Source organism: Pseudomonas sp. 210_17 TE3656 (assembly GCF_054821965.1).
In genome coordinates, this window is the sequence record NZ_JBTRBC010000001.1 from 2,032,537 (window position 1) to 2,049,443 (window position 16,907).

The 16,907-nt window shown below is 60.8% G+C and carries 17 protein-coding genes; 6 read left to right on the forward strand and 11 right to left on the reverse strand.

Features of this window, described 5'->3' with window-relative positions; genetic code table 11:
- Positions 1 to 89: 89 nt before the first annotated feature.
- The 3 genes from ACVI9W_RS09640 to cbpA all read right to left on the reverse strand — a co-directional run bounded on the left by ACVI9W_RS09640 (position 90) and on the right by cbpA (position 1,784).
- On the reverse strand, positions 90 to 446 hold the full coding sequence (locus ACVI9W_RS09640; RefSeq protein ID WP_461529875.1) for a thioredoxin family protein: 357 nt from the start codon (positions 444 to 446) through the stop codon (positions 90 to 92).
- Positions 447 to 528: 82 nt separating this feature from the next.
- Entirely contained in the window at positions 529 to 834 is a 306-nt protein-coding gene (locus ACVI9W_RS09645) for a chaperone modulator CbpM (protein ID WP_461529876.1), read from the reverse strand.
- Between the two features lie 2 nt (positions 835 to 836).
- Complete coding sequence (gene cbpA, locus ACVI9W_RS09650; RefSeq protein WP_461529877.1) at positions 837 to 1,784, reverse strand: curved DNA-binding protein; 948 nt, start codon at positions 1,782 to 1,784, stop codon at positions 837 to 839.
- Between the two features lie 160 nt (positions 1,785 to 1,944).
- Between cbpA and ACVI9W_RS09655 the strand changes: the two genes are divergently transcribed.
- A complete protein-coding gene (locus ACVI9W_RS09655; RefSeq protein WP_461529878.1) occupies positions 1,945 to 3,210 on the forward strand; it encodes an Hsp70 family protein in 1,266 nt (421 codons plus the stop codon).
- A gap of 93 nt (positions 3,211 to 3,303) precedes the next feature.
- Here the strand turns inward: ACVI9W_RS09655 and ACVI9W_RS09660 are convergent, their stop codons facing one another.
- Both ACVI9W_RS09660 and ACVI9W_RS09665 read right to left on the reverse strand, forming a co-directional pair.
- Complete coding sequence (locus tag ACVI9W_RS09660; protein ID WP_157194401.1) at positions 3,304 to 4,311, reverse strand: AI-2E family transporter; 1,008 nt, start codon at positions 4,309 to 4,311, stop codon at positions 3,304 to 3,306.
- A 45-nt stretch (positions 4,312 to 4,356) separates the two neighbouring features.
- A complete protein-coding gene (locus tag ACVI9W_RS09665) occupies positions 4,357 to 5,157 on the reverse strand; it encodes an AraC family transcriptional regulator (protein ID WP_461529879.1) in 801 nt (266 codons plus the stop codon).
- Between the two features lie 97 nt (positions 5,158 to 5,254).
- Between ACVI9W_RS09665 and ACVI9W_RS09670 the strand changes: the two genes are divergently transcribed.
- Complete coding sequence (locus ACVI9W_RS09670) at positions 5,255 to 6,151, forward strand: DMT family transporter (RefSeq protein WP_461529880.1); 897 nt, start codon at positions 5,255 to 5,257, stop codon at positions 6,149 to 6,151.
- Here the strand turns inward: ACVI9W_RS09670 and ACVI9W_RS09675 are convergent.
- Positions 6,132 to 7,022, reverse strand: coding sequence for a lipase family alpha/beta hydrolase (locus ACVI9W_RS09675; RefSeq protein ID WP_461529881.1), 891 nt, complete (start codon positions 7,020 to 7,022; stop codon positions 6,132 to 6,134). The two genes, ACVI9W_RS09670 and ACVI9W_RS09675, sit on opposite strands and share 20 nt — an antisense overlap.
- Positions 7,023 to 7,146: 124 nt before the next feature.
- Between ACVI9W_RS09675 and ACVI9W_RS09680 the strand changes: the two genes are divergently transcribed.
- Entirely contained in the window at positions 7,147 to 7,677 is a 531-nt protein-coding gene (locus ACVI9W_RS09680; protein WP_157194405.1) for a ferritin-like domain-containing protein, read from the forward strand.
- 100 nt (positions 7,678 to 7,777) lie between these two features.
- On the opposite strand, the gene ACVI9W_RS09685 is transcribed toward ACVI9W_RS09680, so the two are convergent.
- The gene (locus ACVI9W_RS09685; RefSeq protein ID WP_461529882.1) at positions 7,778 to 9,838 is read right to left on the reverse strand and encodes an AsmA family protein; all 2,061 of its coding nucleotides are present in this window, start codon (positions 9,836 to 9,838) and stop codon (positions 7,778 to 7,780) included.
- Positions 9,839 to 10,176: 338 nt separating this feature from the next.
- Here ACVI9W_RS09685 and ACVI9W_RS09690 point away from each other — a divergent pair, with 338 nt between their 5' ends.
- The 3 genes from ACVI9W_RS09690 (at position 10,177) to ACVI9W_RS09700 (ending at position 12,518) form a co-directional block, all read left to right on the forward strand.
- A complete protein-coding gene (locus ACVI9W_RS09690; protein ID WP_461529883.1) occupies positions 10,177 to 10,587 on the forward strand; it encodes a phage infection protein in 411 nt (136 codons plus the stop codon).
- Positions 10,588 to 10,721: 134 nt separating this feature from the next.
- Positions 10,722 to 11,351, forward strand: a complete 630-nt coding sequence (locus ACVI9W_RS09695) for a TetR family transcriptional regulator (protein WP_461529884.1) — start codon at positions 10,722 to 10,724, stop codon at positions 11,349 to 11,351.
- A gap of 57 nt (positions 11,352 to 11,408) precedes the next feature.
- On the forward strand, positions 11,409 to 12,518 hold the full coding sequence (locus ACVI9W_RS09700; protein ID WP_461529885.1) for an AGE family epimerase/isomerase: 1,110 nt from the start codon (positions 11,409 to 11,411) through the stop codon (positions 12,516 to 12,518).
- Positions 12,519 to 12,597: 79 nt separating this feature from the next.
- Here ACVI9W_RS09700 and ACVI9W_RS09705 read toward each other — a convergent pair whose 3' ends face one another.
- The 4 genes from ACVI9W_RS09705 to livM form a co-directional block, all read right to left on the reverse strand.
- Positions 12,598 to 13,365, reverse strand: coding sequence for an SDR family oxidoreductase (locus ACVI9W_RS09705; RefSeq protein ID WP_038615160.1), 768 nt, complete (start codon positions 13,363 to 13,365; stop codon positions 12,598 to 12,600).
- Positions 13,366 to 14,038: 673 nt separating this feature from the next.
- Positions 14,039 to 14,755: an ABC transporter ATP-binding protein gene (locus tag ACVI9W_RS09710; protein ID WP_157194409.1), complete on the reverse strand. Its 717-nt coding sequence runs from the start codon at positions 14,753 to 14,755 to the stop codon at positions 14,039 to 14,041.
- The gene (locus ACVI9W_RS09715; protein ID WP_461529886.1) at positions 14,752 to 15,627 is read right to left on the reverse strand and encodes an ABC transporter ATP-binding protein; all 876 of its coding nucleotides are present in this window, start codon (positions 15,625 to 15,627) and stop codon (positions 14,752 to 14,754) included. Before ACVI9W_RS09715 ends, ACVI9W_RS09710 begins: the two co-directional genes overlap by 4 nt.
- Positions 15,624 to 16,907 (reverse strand): high-affinity branched-chain amino acid ABC transporter permease LivM, encoded by a 1,284-nt coding sequence (gene livM / locus ACVI9W_RS09720; protein ID WP_461529887.1) that lies wholly within the window; start codon positions 16,905 to 16,907, stop codon positions 15,624 to 15,626. The genes ACVI9W_RS09715 and livM overlap by 4 nt, the downstream gene beginning before the upstream one ends.

Sequence of the window (16,907 nt, forward strand, 5' to 3'; positions counted from 1 at the left end):
CAAGCTCACTCCTGCAGGGCAATGAAAGCCCTTTCAGAGTAGGCTTGGCTGACAAAGCGCTCAACGAGAGCACACAAAATTGAACAAGCTCAAAGCAATTTGGCCAACATACTTTTCGGCCGCTCATCGTTGTAGTAACCAACCAATTCATTCTTTTTTTCGCCACCGCTGAAATAGACCAACGTAGGAGCAGACTGGACATCGTAGGTCTTGGCAACCTGAGTCGCTTCAGTTAAAGAGATACGAAAAAATGTTGCTCTGCCCTCAGATGCAGCCCACTCATCAACATACACACTTGCTCTCTTGCTGGCGTTTTCGCTGCCGTCAGCTTTGTACCTATAAAACTCAACCACTACCGGCTTGCTAGACTTCAAAACCTGATCGGCAAAATCCGAGTGACTCAAAATTTTCACTGCCATTTTGGTTGCTCCTGGCGAATTGGACACATGGACATGCCCAGGCCATTACGCTACGAGCTATCAAAAAACTCGTCTACTGACAAAAATACTAGGTAGCCCTACCGTATTTTCACCCCTGTACAAACCGCGCTAAGCGTTGCCTGAGCATGCTGTTCTCATTACGCAGCTGCTGAACCTCCTCCAGCAACTCCAGGGCCAGCGCCACCCCTTCCCACTCCAGGTGCAGATCGTGATGCAGCTTGGCCGCGCGCTTGGCCAGCACCGGTGCCTGATCGTCAAACAGCCAGTCTTCCGGCGTTCGCCCGGAAGGCTCGACAATGCCGTGTTCGACGATTTCGATCACGTAGGCCGCCGGCAGATCGGCTTCCTGACAGAGGGTCTGCATGTCCAGTTGAACGATCAGGGTACTGCTCATGGTCAGCTACTCCATTGTGTCCTCGGATTGAACGCGGCCTTCTCCGACAGCTTGGTCCACAGCTCGCGAGCGGCGGCATCGGACTGGCTCGGCATCACCACTTTCAACTGCGCGTACAGGTCGCCACGCTGGCCCTGCTTGTTGCTCAGGCCCATGCCCTTGATGCGCAGGCGTTGGCCGTTCTGACTGTCCGGACGGATGGTCAGGTTGACCTTGCCGGTCAGGGTCGGCATCGCCACCTTGGTACCCAGCGCGGCTTCCCAGGGCGCCAGCGGCACGGTGATGATCAGGTCATGACCTTCGACATCGAACAGCGGATGCGGTGCCATGCGAATGGTCAGGAACAGGTCGCCGTTGGCGCCACCGCCGATCCCCGGTGCACCCTGGCCCTTGAGGCGGATCTTCTCGCCATCGCTGACCCCGGCCGGGATCTTCACGTTCAGGGTTTTCGTGGTGAAGCCGGTACGCTGACCATTGGCGTTGTGTTGCGGGACCTGGAAGCTGATCTGCTTCGATTCCGCGGATAGGGTTTCCTCAAGGAAAATCGCCAGTTCCATTTCCACGTCCTGCCCTCGCCGACCAGTGCTGCGTTGCTGGCCGCGGCCAAAAGGATTGCCGTTGCCACCACGCGCACCGAAGATCGAGCTGAAGAAGTCGGAAAAATCGCCGCCTTCGAAACCGCCGGAACTGCGGCTCTCCCAGCCTGGCGGGCCCTGGAAGGGCCGGCCGTGCTGGCCGTATTTGCGCAGTTCGTCGTACTCAGCGCGTTTTTCCGGGCTGCTCAAGGCCTCGTAGGCTTCATTGGCCTCTTTGAATTTTTCCTCGGCGTCACGCTCTTTGCTGACGTCGGGGTGATACTTGCGCGCAAGCTTGCGGTAGGCGGTCTTGATCGCCTTGTCGTCCGCAGTCGGCTCTACGCCCAGTATCTTGTAATAGTCTTTGAAGTCCATCTAAGGAATCACCATAAAGTTGTTCAATGCTTCTGAAGATTGGGGTCAAGCATAGCCTTTCAAGGTGCCCTTGGGTTTGCTGTAAAGCAGATAATCGGTCTTGATTCTGCTGGCCACTGGCATAAACTGCGCGGCCGTTTTTCCGCTGGAAGTACATCCCATGAGTGACGCATCCCCGGCCCGTGCCTGCGGCATCGACTTTGGCACCTCCAACTCCACCGTCGGCTGGCATCGCCCGGGTGTGGAGTCGTTGATCGCGCTGGAAGACGGCAAGATCACCCTGCCGTCGGTGGTGTTCTTCAACATCGAGGAGCGCCGCCCGGTCTACGGCCGGCTGGCCCTGCACGAATACCTCGAAGGTTACGAAGGCCGGCTGATGCGCTCGCTCAAGAGCCTGCTGGGTTCCAAGCTGATCAAGCACGACACCAGCGTGCTCGGCACCGCGCTGCCGTTCAAGGACCTGCTGGGCATGTTCATCGGCGAGCTGAAGAAACGCGCCGAAGCCAATGCCGGCAGAGACTTCGATGAAGTGGTGCTGGGTCGCCCGGTGCATTTCGTCGATGACGACCAGGCCGCCGACCAGGAAGCCGAAGACACCCTGGCCGAAGTGGCGAGGAAGATCGGCTTCAAGGAAGTCTCCTTCCAGTACGAGCCGATTGCCGCGGCCTTCGATTACGAGTCGAACATTCAGGGCGAAGAGCTGGTACTGATCGTCGACATCGGCGGTGGTACCTCGGACTTCTCCCTGGTGCGCCTGGCACCTGAACGGCACATGCTCGATGATCGCCACGCCGACATTCTCGCCACCGGCGGTGTGCACATCGGCGGTACCGACTTCGACAAGCAATTGAGCCTGCAGGGCGTGATGCCGCTGTTCGGCTATGGCAGCCGGATGAAAAGTGGCGCCTTCATGCCGACCAGCCACCACATGAACCTGGCCACCTGGCACACAATCAACTCGGTGTACTCGCAAAAATCCCAGCTGGCCCTGGGCAGCATGCGCTACGACATCGAAGACACCGACGGCATCGACCGCCTGTTCAAGCTGATCGAACAGCGCGCCGGTCACTGGCTGGCGATGGAAGTGGAAGAAACCAAGATCGAACTGACCCACAACGAGCGCCGCCTGGTCGATCTCAAGCGGGTTGAGTCGGGGTTGAGCGTCGAGCTGACCCGGGCGCTGTTCGAAGAATCGATCGACAACCTGCTCGAGCGCGTGCGTGGCAGTGTCAGCGAGCTGCTGAACAAGGCCGGTGTCGGCGTTGCCCAGGTTGATACGGTGTTCTTCACCGGTGGTTCCAGCGGCATTCCGGCGCTGCGCCAGAGCGTGGCGGCCATGCTGCCGAATGCGCGGCATGTTGAAGGCAACATCTTCGGCAGTATCGGCAGTGGTTTGGCCATTGAGGCTCGCAAGCGGTACGGCTGAAAAACTATCGCGGGGCAAGCCCGCTCCCACAGGGATAGTGAAAATCCGGTGGGAGCGGCGGTGCGGCGATCCGACTTGCCCCGCGATCAGGCTTCACACCAGCTCAGCCTGCCGCAGCTCGCTCTTCAGGTAGGCATAGTAGATCGGCCCCGCCACCACCCCCGGCAACCCGAACGCCGCCTCACACACCAGCATCGCCAACAACAGTTCCCAGGACTTGGCGCTGATCTGCCCGCCGACAATCCGCGCGTTGAGGAAGTACTCGACCTTGTGGATAACAATCAGATAGCCCAGCGCCGCCATCGCCACCCAGATCGACAGCGACAGCCCGACGATGGTGATCAGGGTGTTGGACATCAGGTTGCCGATCACCGGCAACAGGCCCAGCAGGAAGGTCAGCACGATCAGGGTCTTGGTCAGCGGCAGGTGCACGCCGAACATCGGCAACACCACGGCCAGGAAGATCCCGGTGAAAAAGGTGTTGAGCAGGGAAATCTTGATCTGCGCAAAGACGATGTTGCGAAATGCCTGGACCAGCAGTGCCAGGCGATTGAAAAGCGCCGCGGCCAACGGCTTGCGCCGGGAAATATCCGGGATGCGCTGCAAGGCGACGATGGCCCCGAGGATCATCCCGATCAGCAGGGTGACGAACATATGCGCCGCTCCCTTGCCGACCAGTTGCAGTTCACCCAGATGGGTCTTCAGCCACTCGCCAATGGCGACCTTGAACTCCGCCGCGCTGGCCGGCAGGTAGGCATCGACGAACGGCGGTAACTGGCCACGGGCCTGATCGACCAGGAGCATGAACTTGTCCAGCGAGGCGCCGGGATTCTCGGCTTCGTGCAGGAGAAAACTGATCGCACCGGCAAACAACAAGGTCAAGGTGCTGACCACCAGGGTGCCGAGCAATGCCACCGCCAGCCAGCGCGCGCGCTCGCCGGCGATCAGGTGCTGCAGTTTGGGGGTAAGCATGTTGACCAGTTCGAACACCAGCAGGCCTGCCAGCAGGCTCGGCAACAGCTTGAGCGGCAACGCCAGCAACAGGCCGGCGAAGACGATGATCCAACTGGCCATTTTGATCTGGCGCGGGGTAAAGGTCATACAACCTCAAGGGCAACTGCAGGAAAAAACGCAGTCTGCCAGCCTTCACCGGACAGGCATAGTGGCAGTGCGGGCCTGACGCCGATATTGCTCAGGCGTGCAGTGGGCATGACGCTGAAACATGGCAATAAAAGCCGAGGGGCTGCTGTAGCCAAGGTCGAAGGCAATCTGCTGGATCGGCTGGTTCTGCTCCAGCGCATCAATGGCCCGCAGAAAGCGCAGACGCAGGCGCCATTCACCAAAGCTGATGCCCAGCTCGCGCAAAAACTGCCGGGCCAGGGTGCGCTCACTGACATGCACGCTCGCCGCCCATTCGGCCAACGGCCGGTTGTCCCCGGGCTCAGCGTGCAAGGCCTGCAATACGCCATCCAGGCCGGCGCTGCGGGCATAGGGCAGAAAGCAGGTCTGGGTCGGGGCCAGGCGCAGCTGATCGACCAGTACTTGAGCGAGGCGGCGGTCGGCTTCATCCTCGGGAACCTTCACGTCGCGCCGGGCAAAGTCGCCGAGGATAGCCTTGAGAATTTCACTGATCACCAGCGTGCAGGGCTGCGTCGGTAGTCCCTGGCACAAGGCGCGGTCCAGATAGACCGAGCGGTAGACGATGGCCTGGGGATTGTAGCAGCTGTGTTCGGTGTCCGGCGGCACCCACACCGCATAGTGCGGCGGCGAAACAAAGCGCTGGCCGGCGATCTCCAGGTGCATGATGCCGTGGGCCGCATAGTTGAGCTGGCCCCAGGCATGGCTGTGCGCGGCACTGTGGGTATCGGCCCCGAACTCGTCGTAGCGGAAGTACACCGGCGCCGGCAAGGCTGTGAATTGCGGGATGTTGAGGTATTTGCGCTGCATGCTGTCTGGATCGATGGGCAGGTTGTCTGGATGCAAGTATAGCTAGCAAGACAGACAGTGGATAATAGCGCCCTGTACCTACACGAGTTCCTGCGTCATGAATTATGCGTTTCCTTTGCTGGCCATCCTGATCTGGGCCGGCAACACGGTAGTCACCAAAATGTCGGCCGGGGCGATTTTTCCCGCCGAGATCGGTTTCTACCGCTGGCTGCTGGCCGGTCTGTTGTTCACCCCGTTCCTGCTGCGGCCGATGCTGCGCAACTGGGCCGAAATCCGCCGCAACCTGGGCAAGATCTTCATCCTCGGCGTACTGGGCATGGCGGTGTACCAGAGCCTGGCCTACTTCGCCGCCGCCATCACCAGCGCAACCAACATGGGCATCATCCTGTCGCTGATGCCGTTGATGTCGCTGGCTCTGGCAATCATCAGCCTGGGCCAGCGCCTGACCTTCGGTGCGCTGATCGGTGCCGTGGTGTCCTTTGTCGGGGTGCTTGTGGTGGTGTCGGCGGGTGATCTGGGCGCCTTGCTGCAACACGGGGTCAATGGCGGTGATGCACTAATGCTGATCGCCACCCTGGCCTACGCGCTGTACAGCACCTTGCTGAAAAAATGGCAGCTGCGCCTTGCCCCGCTGGTGCTGCTCTATCTGCAGGTGCTGGTGGCGATTGTCGTGCTGTTCCCACTGTTCCTGTTCTCCGAGAAAACCGGCCTTGGCCCGGGCAATATCGGCCTGGTGCTGTACGCCTGCGTACTGGCCTCGATGGTCGCGCCACTGGCCTGGATGCAGGCTGTCAGTCGCCTGGGCCCCAGCCGTACCACGCTGTTTTTCAACCTGTTGCCTGCGATCACCGCAGTGATCGCTGCCGTGGTGCTCGATGAACAGCTGGCGCGGTATCACCTGTTCGGCGGTCTGTTGACCCTGGCCGGGGTGATTCTGGCCGAACGCTGGAAAACGCCCATCCGCCCGGTCCCGGTTACAGCCCCGCAGCCTTGAGCCGCGCCGCATGCTCGGTGAACAGGCGCACCGGGTCGGCGCCCTTGCCCACCGCACCGAGTGACTGATTGACGATGTCCAGGTGGTCGAGCGGATAGTCATCACCAATCACCTGGCCCAGGTGCGAGCTGTAGCGACCGACCATGCCGTCACACTGCCCGGCCTCATGGACGAAGGTCCGGGCAAACAGGCGGCAAAAGCGATTGCTGCCGTCCAGGCGGTTCAGGCCCTTGTCGGTCAGCCCTGGCTGCAAGGTGCCGGACCAGGAGTAGTAACGCACGCCGTTGACCTCGGCGGGCCCCTCCCCGCCCCAGGTGCTGGGCAGCCCCTGTGGATAAGCCTGATTGAACAAGGCCACACCAGCGCGGGTCAGCGAATGGTGCGAGGCGTGCACGTCAATCGGCAGCTTTGCTCCGCGCCAGCCGGTTTCCAGCCAGCCCATCAACACCCCCAGGCCATGCAGCAGGGCCTTGAGCAAGCGCCCACGGGCAGAATCGGCGGGGTAATGTTCAAGCAGGTAATCCGCCAGCTCCGAGCCGTGATTGGGCCCGGCAATCGAAGTCACCGACGCCACCCATTCCGGGCGCCTGGCCGCCGCATAGCGTGCCGTCAGCGCACCCTGGCTGTGGCCGAGCAGGTTGACCTTGTCGGCACCTGTGCGTTGGCGGATGTCGGCGATGACCTGCAACAACTGCTCGCCACGCACCTCAGTGGCATTGAGTGGCGACACCTGAATGGCAAAGACCCTGGCCCCGCCCCGGCGCAAGGCCGAGACAATGCCGAACCAGTAGGGATAGAGCAGCAGGCGGACAAAGCCGAGCATGCCCGGCACCAGTACCAGTGGATAACGCGTGGCAAGCGCTTGGGCCATGGCTGCAGTCTCCGTTCCGTGGACAGTCGGCCCACCCTACAGGTACTTCCGTTGCAATCGCAATCGAACTCCCGACGCGCGCCGCGGTTCCAACCCTGTACAACCTGTCAGCCGGGAGATGAGCATGAACACCGTTGCACTGACCGATGTAAAAACCCTGCGCGAACGCGCTCGTCAGCATGTCGAGCAAGGCGCCGTGACCGAGGGTTACAACGCCGACCGGGAGAAGATCCTGCGTCTGCTCAACGAGTCGCTGGCCACCGAGTGGGTCTGCGCCCTGCGCTACAAACGCCATTACTACATGGCCAGCGGGATCAAGGCCAGTGTCGCCGCCGAGGAGTTTCTGGAGCACGCCACCCAGGAACTGGAGCATGCCGACAAGCTGGCCGAACGCATCGTGCAACTGGGCGGTGAGCCGGACCTGAACCCGGACAACCTCAGCAAGAACTCCCACGCCCAATACGTGGCCGGCAAGAACCTCAAGGAAATGGTGCTCGAAGACCTGGTTGCCGAACGGATCGCCATCGACAGCTACCGCGAGATCATCCAGTACATCGGCGAAGCAGACCCGACGACCCGGCGCATCTTCGAAGACATTCTGGCCCAGGAAGAAGAGCACGCCGACGATATGGCGGATTTGCTCAAAGGGCTTTGAAACGCTTGCTGTAGGAGCGGATTCATCCGCGAAGGGGCGCGTAGCGGCCCCAAAATCGGGACTGCTGTGCAGTCCTTCGCGGATGAATCCGCTCCTACAGTTAATCCGCCTTCACCGTCCGCGGCGCCTTCCCGGCCTTCATCTGCTCAAGCAGCGGCGTGCACTGATTCGGCACATCACCGCCAGGTGCCACCAACGCCAGCAGGCCCGCCGCCGGGCCAACCACCACCCCCAACGCGACCATACCCGCCCCCCGCAAGGCCAGCGGTACCGCCTGTACGCCTGCGCTGGGTTTGGCAAACGGTCCACGCACATACAAAGGCGAACGCAGCGAGAACAAGCGCAGGCCCTTGGACTCGGGATTGACCTTCAGGTCCAGCTGCTCGCTGGCGAAGTTGGCGGTGCCATTGATGTAGATGATCGCGTTCTCGGTGTCGAAGACGAACAGGCGGGTGGTCGCCAAACCCTCCTTGATACCGAAATCAGCGGCGGCACAGTTGATCTTCACTTCCTTGTCACCAAACAGCTGGCCCACCACATAGTTGCCCACGTTCAGCCCGGCGATTTCCATCAGGCCCCGGCTGATGGCGCCATCGTTGATCAACATCTTCAGGTCGCCATTGGCAGTGGCCAGCAACGCCGCCACCGAATTACCGCGGCCGCTGAGGTCGGCGTCGCCATTGAGCTGACCGAAGCTGGTTTTCATCGGTTCGAAGGTCGGGAACAACTGCTTGAGCTTGAACCCTCGCGCGCTGAGCTGGGCGCGGCCTTGCAGCGGAACCGTACGGCCATCCAGGCGAATCTGAGCATCGAGTTTGCCACCAGCCACACCAAAACGCAGCGGTTCCAGGCGCAGCACGCCATCATCGAGGACAAAGTGACTGGAGAGGTCGTTGAACGGTAACGCCTGGTTGTGCACGATGCGCTTGCCACTGAAGGTCACGTCGGCGTCCATGGTCCGCCAGCGTTCGGTGCGAAATTCCTCGACCGGCAGGACCTTGCCTGCCGGTTGCTTGCTGGCACCGCCGCGAGCCTTCTGTTCGGCGTTGGAGTCGGCACCGATCAGCGGCGCGAGGTCCTTGAACAGCAACTGATTGGACACCAGGTTGCCACTAAGCTTGGGCCGCGGCTGGCTGGAGACGAAGGTCAGGTCGCCATGGATATCACTGTCACCTATCTTGCCGTTGAAGCCCTCGTAGCGAAACAGTGCGCCACCAGGTTCATGCAGCTTGGCCAGCAGGTGCCCGTCGGTGGAATACGCCGGCGAATCCGGCAGGGTCACCCCCGTCAACGGATACAGGTTGCCCAGGCTCGCGCCCGAGAGTCGCAGGCGCAGATCAAGAGCGCCCAGGTTGCGCGGGTCGGTCAGGGTGCCGGCCAGCGCGATACGGGTATCGGCGATCTGCATGTCGGCCTGCAACGGGAACGGCAGACTCGCATCCTGCAGCGCCAGCAGGCCGCCGATCTTGCCGTTGCCGGAGAGTGGCTGGCCTTTGTAGCGCCCTTTGACCTTGAGGCCAAAGGCGTAGTCCTGGGCGGTGGCGCTTTTCTGCGCCGCATCCTTGCCGACAATATCGGCGAACGGGATCGGCTTGCCCAGCGGATCGATAACGATATCCAGGCTGGTTTTCGACGTCTGGTCGTCAAGGCTGACCTGGCCTTTGTCGAAACCGATGGCGCCGATATCCAGCACCCATCCGGAAGGCTTGGCCTGCTCATCCCTGGCAGCGAAATCGAAGGTCCAGTTGGCCCGCCCATCGGCCAGGCGCTTGAGCGTGGCGGTGGGCTGGTTGAGATCTATGCGCGGAATCACGATTTGCTGGAACAGCAGCGGCAAGGGCGCCAGGCGAAACTCGACGCGCTTGAGAGCAGCCATCTGCGGCTCCTTGAGCCAGTCCGGGTTGCCCAGGGTCAGGTCCTCGGCGATGAAGCGCGGCCAGGGAATCCAGGCCCGCCAACCACCCTGCTGCGGCTCACGCTGCCAGACCACCGCGAGGTTGCCGTTGATGGCGAAGGGCCGCTGCAGCGCTTCGGAGACCTTGGCATTGAGGGTCGGCTTGACCCGGTTCCAGTCGAACGTCGCGATGACGATTACCAGTAAGGTCACGACCAGCAGCAGGCTGGCGAGGGTCCAGGCGAGGATTCTGGCGGGACGCGTCATTGCATGATTCTCCTGACGCCCATAAAGCACTAATGGGCGTATTGATGGCACTTAGTCTTCGGACTGCTGAAAAGCCGAGGGGTTTAACTGGCGATGGGGGATTTCGCTTTTTCCCTGACTTTTTTATCGGTTTCCCATCAATCCGGCTTGCCGCCCCCCGCCTTGAAAAGCGCTGCCAACGCCCTTTCACTCGACTGCAAAGTGCAGGCTAGAGCCTTCGCACCGAAGCATCAATTCCATCGATTGTCACCATTATCTTTATGAACTTTTATCTGGCGCCCCCGAGCGTAGCATTGGCTCCGTACCCACTTTCCAGCCCCTCCAAGGAGCACCGAACCATGAAACGCCAATTGCTGCTGAGCCTGTCCCTGTCCATCCTGGCCGCCAATGCCTTCGCCATTCCTGCCAGCGAACAAAGCCTGACCGCCGAGTCCCGTTCCAGCTCCACCGTGATATCGCAACCGCTGAACACCCTGGCCGAAGGTGGCTCGGATCGCCTGCAAGAACGCAATCGCGTAGCTGAAGGTGGCGCTGATCGTCTGCTGGAGCGCAACAATCGTGTAGCCGAAGGCGGCGCTGATCGTCTGCTGGAACGCAACAACCGTGTAGCCGAAGGCGGCGCTGATCGTCTGCTGGAACGCAACAACCGTGTAGCCGAAGGCGGTTCGGATCGTCTGCTGGAACGTAACATCCGCGTAGCCGAAGGCGGTTCTGACCGTTTGATCGAAATGAACCAGCGCGCGAGCTGAAACCTATGCCAGACAATAAGAGATCCCAGCCTTGCAACGGTTCCCCTCCAAGCCCGGTCAATTGACCGGGCTTTGTTTTTCCTGGCGCAGGCTATTAGAGTGCAGGGCTGTTTCACTGCCAACCGATACTCGCCATGCTGCCGCGCGCCGAACAAAAGCAACAGACCCGCCAAGCCCTGCTGGATGCCGCCCGCCACCTGATGGAAAGTGGCCGAGGCTTCGGCAGCATCAGCCTGCGTGAAGTGAGCAAATGCGCGGGTATCGTGCCCACCGGTTTCTACCGGCATTTTCCCGATATGGACCAACTCGGCCTGGCCCTGGTCAATGAAGTCGGCGAAACCTTTCGCCAGACCATTCGCCTGGTCCGCCACAATGAACTCGAACTCGGCGGCATTACCGACGCCTCGGTGCGTATCTTCCTCGACGTGGTCGCGGCCAATCGCCCGCAATTCCTGTTTCTCGCGCGCGAGCAATACGGTGGCTCACAACCGGTGCGGCAGGCGATTGCGACCCTGCGCCAAGGCATCAGCTCGGACCTGGCCACCGACCTTGAGCGCATGCCACGCTGGCAGCACCTGGATAACGCCGCCCTCGCAGTAATCGCTGACCTGGTGGTGAAAACCGTGTTCGCCACCCTGCCGGAACTGATCGACGAGCCAGCCGACGATGCCGGACAAACGCTGAGCGCCCAGGACAAGATCACCCAGCAATTGCGCTTCATCTTCGTCGGCGCCAAGCACTGGCAGGGGCTCAGTACCCTGTAATAGCACCGTTTCCTGCTACCATGCGCGCAAACAAACCGATCATGACGACTCTTCTCCATGCCCGATCTTCGTACTGCCCAGACTGAACTGCCTGAACTGCTCGAACAGGTGAAGACGCACTTTACCCAGCGCATCGTGCCGCTCTGGCAAGGACCGGGCTGGAATACAGATATGGCCCTGCCTTACGAAGCGCTGGATGCGCAGCAGCAACCGCTGCCTGTGCAACGCTACCGGGCCATGGCCTGTGCCCGTCAGCTATACCTGTTCAGCAACTGCATCGAACAGCCTGGCGCCCGTGAACGCGCAGCGGCGCTGTTTCGCTCACTGCAACAGCACTTCCACGATCCCGAGCATGGCGGCTGGTTCTATAGCATCGATGCCCAGGGCGAACCGCTGGATCGGCGCAAGGATCTCTACACCCACGCCTTCATCATTTTTGCCTGCGCCAACTACTGGGGGCAGGTTCGCGAGCAACTGGTCGAATCCACCCTCAATGCAGCACTGAGTGTGGTCGCCGAGCGTTTTGCCCGGGATGACGGTTTGTATGAGGCCTGCCTCGATGAAGACTGGTCGGACCTTGGTAGCGGTCCTTTGCAGAATCCGCTGATGCATTTGACTGAAGCGTTCCTCGCGACCCTCTCGGTGCGTGATGACAAGGCAGTACAAAATGCCATGCAGGCGCTGGCCGAAGCCATGCAGGAGCACTTCATCGATCCCGAACACGGGGTAATGCTGGAAAAACCACGCGGTGCTGTGGATAACTGGTTCGAACCGGGCCACCAGTTCGAGTGGTTCTCCCTGCTGGAATCTTCAGCGCTGCTGCGCGGCAGCGAGCTGTATGCGTCCCTCGACCGGGCGTTCGCCTATGCCGAGCAATACGGGGTGAAAGACACCGCGGTGCTGGCCATGCTCGGCGCCGACGGCAAGGTCCACGATGCCACCCAGCGCATCTGGGCCCAGGCCGAGTACCTGCGCGCCCTGGCCTTGCGCCAGGGCTGCGCCGGCACGCTCCTCACCCAGCTGCAGGCGCTGCAGCAGCATTTCCTGCATGCCGGTGGCTGGTACGAGTGCCGTGACGCCAGTGGCACGGTCAGCCGTAGCGATATGCCATCGACCACGCCTTATCATCTGGCGACCTGCCTGGAAGGGTTGCAGCGACAGATCTGATGGCAATCGCCGGCAACGCCGGCTCCCACAGGGGTTCACTGAAAAACCTGTGGGAGCCGGCCTTGCCGGCGATTGGCCCTCAAGCCTTGCCAGAACGATCAATCGAGAACCCGGCCCACGCCTGGCTCACCGGCATCAGCTCCAGGCTGTTGATGTTGATATGCGCCGGCTGGTTCATGATCCAGAAAATGGTCTCGGCAATGTCCTGCGGCTGGATTGCCTCAGCGCCTGCGTAGGTCGCGTCATAACGCGCCTGGTCACCACCAAAGCGCACCAGGGAAAACTCGCTTTCACACAAGCCTGGCTCGATGTTGCTGACACGCACACCGGTGCCTTGCAGGTCGCAGCGCAAGCTCAAGGAAAACTGGCCGACAAAAGCCTTGGTGCCGCCATACACATGGCTGCCCGGATACGGGTAGTTACCCGCCACCGAACCCACGTTGAGAATGGTTGCGCCGCGACCATGGGCAATCAGCCGTGGCAACAACAGGCGGGTGCTGTACATCAGGCCCTTGATGTTGGTGTCGACCATGGTTTCCCAGTCGTCCAGGTCGCATTTGGGGGCCGGATCGGCGCCCAGGGCGAGGCCTGCGTTGTTGATCAGCCCGCGCAATTTGGCGAACGACGGCGGCAAGTTGGCAATCGCCGCTTCCATGGCCTTGCGGTCACGCACGTCGACTACCAGGCCGTGCACTTCAGTCTGCTTCGACAACTCTGCGCATAGCGCGTCCAGGCGCTCCTGACGGCGACCGGTCAGCACCAGCGACCAGCCAGCTTCGGCAAATCGACGGGCACAGGCTTCGCCGAAGCCAGAGGTTGCGCCAGTGATGAAAACGGTGGAAGTCATCGGGTACTCCTTGCAAGGTCGAGATCACGGATCAGCAGAATGCCCGCCGATAATCCTGCCAGCAAGCATACATGCACTGTACAAAAAACGACCAAACGCGCCAACCCCTTGATCCATATGGCCTGGAGCAAGCTTTGCTCACCTTATCCACAGGCTCTTGCACAAAGAATGGGGGCAACTCCAAGCCGCGCAATCCGACTGTTTAAGCGGGATCGACAAGTATTTTCCTTGACCACAGACGCGCAGATTGACCTCAGGGCTACCCGGAGCGCATGGGCGATAATTTCCGTGATGGCTCAAGGCCTCCGGCGACGGCGCTTACAGCGTTCTTTCCAATGCTTGCCCACAGACTTATCCACAGCCCTCTCCCTGCATTTTCAGGCACGTTGCACGGGCCACAAAAGACTTGACAACGGCCGCTGAAAATCTTTCTTGAACACTTGATCAAAAAACAACCATCCGGCTGAGAGCCTTGTAATCAAAGGCTTTCAGCAAGGTGCCACCAAGTTACCCACAGCCGCTTCCACACCAATGGTGGACAACTCGAATGCACGTAAAAACATCCGCTTGCAGCGACTTTGTGTCGCGCCCCAAAGGAAGTGCTCGTAAGGTTTTCCACAAAGCTGTGGACAAAAAAAGGCCCTGCAGTGCAGGGCCTTTTTGCCAGGTCGGATCAGTGCCCGCCCAGATAAGCGTTACGCACCTCCTCGTTGACCAACAATTCCTGCCCGCTGCCGGTCATGCGGATCTGGCCGTTGACCATTACATAGGCGCGGTCCGAGAGCTTGAGCGCATGGTTGGCGTTCTGCTCCACCAGAAAGATGGTCATGCCGGTCTGCGCCAGTTCGCGCAGGGTGGCGAAGATCTGCTTGACCACAATCGGCGCCAGCCCCAGAGACGGCTCGTCGAGCAACAACAGCTTGGGCCTGCTCATCAACGCCCGGGCGATGGCAAGCATTTGCTGCTCACCACCGGACATGGTCATGGCACGCTGATTACGCCGTTCCTTGAGCCGCGGAAACAGCTCGAACATGCGCTGCATGTCTTCGTTGGCGAATTTGTCCCCGATGGGGATGGTGCCCATCATCAGGTTCTCTTCCACCGACATGTCCGGGAATACCCGGCGCCCTTCAGGCGACTGGGCAATACCGTTGGAGGCAATGTAGTGAGAAGACTTGTGGGTAATGTCAGTACCGCGATAGACAATCTGCCCGCTCGCCGCCCGCGGCTGCCCGAAGATCGACATCAGCAGGGTCGATTTGCCAGCGCCGTTGGAGCCGATCAGGCTCACCGTTTCGCCTTCGTTGATGTGCAGCGAGACTTTCTTCAGGGCCTGGATCGGCCCGTAGAACACATCGATCTCTTTCATTTCGAGGATCGCTGAACTCATACCAGTTCCTCTTCATCGGCGCCCAGATAAGCCGCAATCACCGTCGGGTTATGACGGATGTCCTGCGGTGCGCCTTCGGCGATCACGTTGCCGTGGTCCAGGACCACAATATGGTCGGAGATGCTCATGACCATGCCCATGTCGTGCTCGATCAGCACCACGGTGATGTCGTGCTCGTCCCGCAGCACGCGGATCATCTTGCTCAGGGCTTCGGTTTCCTGCGGGTTGAGGCCTGCCGCCGGTTCATCCAGGCAGATGATCTGTGGCCGGGTGCACATCGCCCGGGCAATCTCCAGGCGGCGTTGCTGGCCATAGGACAACTCGCCAGCCAGACGGTTGGCGCAGTCGACCAGGTCGACCACTTCCAGCCAGTAGAAGGCATGGTCCAGGGCATCGCTTTCGGCCTTGCGGTATGCCTTGGTGTTGAGCACACCTGACAGCAGATTGCGATTGACCCACATGTGCTGGGCCACCAGCAGGTTCTCCACCACCGACATTTCCCGAAACAGGCGAATGTTCTGGAAGGTCCGCGCCAGACCTGCGCGGTTGACCAGGTGGGTACCGCCGAACATCTTGTAGTGCAGGCGGCTGATGAAGCGCTTGGGCGAAACGAAGTCGCCCAGCCGGAAACGCTCGCCAAGCAGCTGGATCACATTGGTGCGGGTACCGCGCATGTTCAGTTCGATCTTGCCGCCACTGGCTTTGTAGAAGCCGGTCAGGCAGTTGAAGACCGTGGTCTTGCCCGCGCCGTTGGGACCGATCAGGGCGAAGATCGAGTTGCGCCGGACCTTGAGGCTGACATCGCTGAGTGCCTTGATCCCGCCAAACTGCATCATCAGGTTGTCGACCGAGAGAATCACGTCATCGCTCATGGCGCTACTCCTTTACGCGGAACTACACCGGTACGGCTGATGCGTATCAGCCCGCGCGGTCGCCAGATCATCATCAACACCATGAGTACGCCGAACAGCAGCACCCGGTACTCGGAGAAGCTGCGCAGCAGCTCCGGGGCCACGGTCAGGACGAACGCGGCGATCACCACACCGACCGTCGAGCCCATGCCACCAAGCACCACGATGGCGAGGATCAGCGCCGACTCGAAGAAGGTGAACGAGGACGGGTTGACGAAGCCCTGGTAACTGGCAAAGAACACCCCGGCCAGGCCCGCCGTCGAAGCACCGATGGTGAACGCCGAGAGTTTGACCAGTACGTGGTTCAGGCCCATCGAACGACAGGCGATTTCGTCTTCGCGCAGCGCTTCCCAGGCGCGGCCGACCGGCATGCGGGTCAGCCGGTGCTTGATGTACAGCACCGCCAGCACCACCAGGAACAGCACGATGTAGATGAACAGGAATTTCAGGTTGGGGTTGTAGTCGATGCCGAAGAACTCGTGAAACGGCACCCCGCCGTCCTTGGCCCGGCGCCCGAATTCCAGGCCCATGAAGGTCGGCGATGGCACCGGCATGCCGTTCGGACCGCCGGTGAACGACAGCCAGTTGTTGAGTATCAAGCGGATGATTTCACCGAAGCCCAGGGTCACGATGGCCAGGTAGTCGCCGTGCATCCGTAGAACCGGGAAGCCCAATATGCACCCGGCCAGCGCGGCGGCAAGGGCGGCCAGCGGCAACACGGTCCAGAAGCCCAGGCCCAGGTACTGGTAGCCCAGCGCCAGACCATAGGCACCGATGGCATAGAAGGCCACGTAGCCGAGGTCGAGCAGGCCGGCCAGGCCTACCACGATGTTCAGGCCAAGCCCGAGCAGCACGTAGATCAGGCCGAGGATGACCACCGTCAGCAGGTACTTGTTGGCAAAGAACGGGAAAACGATGGCGATCACGATCAGGCCCGGAATGATCCAGCGCAGTCGCGATTTGTAGTCCGGCGCCAGCACGTGCACGCCGGAGCCGCTGCCCTCGAAACCTTGCAGGATCGCCTGTCCTTTGGGAGTCTGCAGGAACAGGCTGAGGACGAAACGTCCGACCATTACCCCGGCCACCAGCCAGGCCACGCGGGCAGGCTCCATGTTGAAGCTGTAGCCATCGAGCACCACACCAACAATGGGCCCGAAGACAATCAGGGAAATCAGCCCGGCGAGAATCGCGTCAATCAGGCTGCGTTTGAGATCGAATGAAGTGGATTTGGCAGCAGACAT

What these genes read in the sequence shown, in the direction of transcription:
- ACVI9W_RS09645 (WP_461529876.1), bottom strand. Translation starts at nt 834, where the DNA reads ATGAGCAGTACCCTGATCGTTCAACTGGACATGCAGACCCTCTGTCAG.
- cbpA (WP_461529877.1), bottom strand. Translation starts at nt 1,784, where the DNA reads ATGGACTTCAAAGACTATTACAAGATACTGGGCGTAGAGCCGACTGCG.
- ACVI9W_RS09655 (WP_461529878.1), top strand. Translation starts at nt 1,945, where the DNA reads ATGAGTGACGCATCCCCGGCCCGTGCCTGCGGCATCGACTTTGGCACC.
- ACVI9W_RS09660 (WP_157194401.1), bottom strand. Translation starts at nt 4,311, where the DNA reads ATGACCTTTACCCCGCGCCAGATCAAAATGGCCAGTTGGATCATCGTC.
- ACVI9W_RS09665 (WP_461529879.1), bottom strand. Translation starts at nt 5,157, where the DNA reads ATGCAGCGCAAATACCTCAACATCCCGCAATTCACAGCCTTGCCGGCG.
- ACVI9W_RS09670 (WP_461529880.1), top strand. Translation starts at nt 5,255, where the DNA reads ATGAATTATGCGTTTCCTTTGCTGGCCATCCTGATCTGGGCCGGCAAC.
- ACVI9W_RS09675 (WP_461529881.1), bottom strand. Translation starts at nt 7,022, where the DNA reads ATGGCCCAAGCGCTTGCCACGCGTTATCCACTGGTACTGGTGCCGGGC.
- ACVI9W_RS09680 (WP_157194405.1), top strand. Translation starts at nt 7,147, where the DNA reads ATGAACACCGTTGCACTGACCGATGTAAAAACCCTGCGCGAACGCGCT.
- ACVI9W_RS09685 (WP_461529882.1), bottom strand. Translation starts at nt 9,838, where the DNA reads ATGACGCGTCCCGCCAGAATCCTCGCCTGGACCCTCGCCAGCCTGCTG.
- ACVI9W_RS09690 (WP_461529883.1), top strand. Translation starts at nt 10,177, where the DNA reads ATGAAACGCCAATTGCTGCTGAGCCTGTCCCTGTCCATCCTGGCCGCC.
- ACVI9W_RS09695 (WP_461529884.1), top strand. Translation starts at nt 10,722, where the DNA reads ATGCTGCCGCGCGCCGAACAAAAGCAACAGACCCGCCAAGCCCTGCTG.
- ACVI9W_RS09700 (WP_461529885.1), top strand. Translation starts at nt 11,409, where the DNA reads ATGCCCGATCTTCGTACTGCCCAGACTGAACTGCCTGAACTGCTCGAA.
- ACVI9W_RS09705 (WP_038615160.1), bottom strand. Translation starts at nt 13,365, where the DNA reads ATGACTTCCACCGTTTTCATCACTGGCGCAACCTCTGGCTTCGGCGAA.
- ACVI9W_RS09710 (WP_157194409.1), bottom strand. Translation starts at nt 14,755, where the DNA reads ATGAGTTCAGCGATCCTCGAAATGAAAGAGATCGATGTGTTCTACGGG.
- ACVI9W_RS09715 (WP_461529886.1), bottom strand. Translation starts at nt 15,627, where the DNA reads ATGAGCGATGACGTGATTCTCTCGGTCGACAACCTGATGATGCAGTTT.
- livM (WP_461529887.1), bottom strand. Translation starts at nt 16,907, where the DNA reads ATGTCTGCTGCCAAATCCACTTCATTCGATCTCAAACGCAGCCTGATT.